Here is a 1,338-nt window from a genome sequence, read left to right as displayed (position 1 = left end):
CGGCGAATTCCAGGGGTCGTTGCAACACAGAGGTCAACTGGCTGTGGCCAGGAGCTTAGTGAGACGCTTGGCTGGGGTTTCCCAGCCAAGCGTTTTGCGTGGCCGGCTGTTCAGTTCGGCGGCGACGGCCGTCAGGTCCTCGGGGGTGTGAGCGGCCAGGTCGGTGCCCTTGGGAAAGTACTGCCGCAGCAGGCCGTTGGTGTTCTCGTTGGAGCCGCGTTGCCAGGGGCTGGCCGGGTCGCAGAAGTAGACCGGGATGTCGGTGGCAACGGTGAACGCCCGGTGGGCGGCCATCTCCGAGCCCTGGTCCCAGGTCAAGGATCGCCAGAGGTGCCGTGGGAGGGTCTGGACGGTCGTGGCGAGCGCGTTGCGGGTGGCGATGGCGCTGTGGCCGACCGGCAGGTGCACGAGCATCACATAGCGGGTGGACCGCTCGACGAGGGTGCCGATGGCGGAACGGCCGTCCTTGCCGATGATGAGATCGCCCTCCCAGTGTCCGGGGACGGCCCGGTCGGCGGCTTCGGCAGGGCGTTCGCTGATCAGGACCATGTCCTTAATGGCGCGGGAGGCGCGCTTGTGGGCCTGGCGGTGGGGGCGCCGACGGGCCCGGCCGGTGCGAAGCGCGCGGGTCAGTTCCCGGCGGAGTTCTCCGCGGCCCTGGACGTAGAGGGCCTGATAGATCGTCTCGTGGGTCACGTGCATCTCCGGCCGGTCGGGGAAACGTGCCCGCAGAGCGTGACAGATCTGTTCAGGGCTCCAGCGCATCGCCAGGTGATCCTGGATGAAGTCGCGCAGTTCGGGGTTCTGGCCGATCTTGCCCACCTTGGGCCGTGGGCGGCGCCGTTCGGCTCGGCGGTGGGCGTGAAAGGGCTGGTAGCTGAAGCCGCCCCTGGGCATGGGCCGTCGGTTGCGGCGTATCTCCCGGCTGATCGTGGAGGGGCTGCGGCCCAGCTCGGCGGCGATCTGCCGGACGGACGCCTTCTCGCGCAGCCGGTCGGCGATGTGGATGCGGTCGTGCTCCTGGAGGTACCGCGACGGCGTGGGAGGCAGCTCCTCCACCGGTGCCGGGACCTGTCCCGGCACCGGGTAGATCGGAGGAACTGCCTTCCGACCGCCTGGCGGTGAGTGCCAGCCGTTGCGCCACCGCTTGCCGGTGCGCAGGTTGATGCCGACTATCCGGGCGGCTTCCCGTGTGCTGTACCCCTGCTCCATGAGCAGGAAGTATGCGGCCCGCTCTCGGGCCATGTTGCGCCCGCCGCCGGGCCCCCGGTTCTTCCGAATCTCGAACTCCATCGCATCCCCTGAGCTGGGGTGTTGCGACGACCACTAGAACTCAAG

General features: G+C 68.8%; 1 protein-coding gene. It reads right to left on the bottom strand.

Annotation, left to right across the window (positions count from 1 at the left end; genetic code table 11):
• Positions 1–33 precede the first annotated feature (33 nt).
• Positions 34–1,293 carry an IS30 family transposase gene (locus AADR41_RS42085; protein ID WP_446751213.1) on the bottom strand — a complete coding sequence of 420 codons (1,260 nt, stop codon included), beginning with the start codon at positions 1,291–1,293 and terminating at the stop codon, positions 34–36.
• Positions 1,294–1,338 lie beyond the last annotated feature (45 nt).

Source organism: Streptomyces sp. CLV115 (assembly GCF_038448545.1).
In the GTDB taxonomy this organism is placed as follows: Bacteria; Actinomycetota; Actinomycetes; order Streptomycetales; family Streptomycetaceae; genus Streptomyces; species Streptomyces sanglieri.
This window is presented reverse-complemented; position numbering and strand designations above follow the sequence as displayed.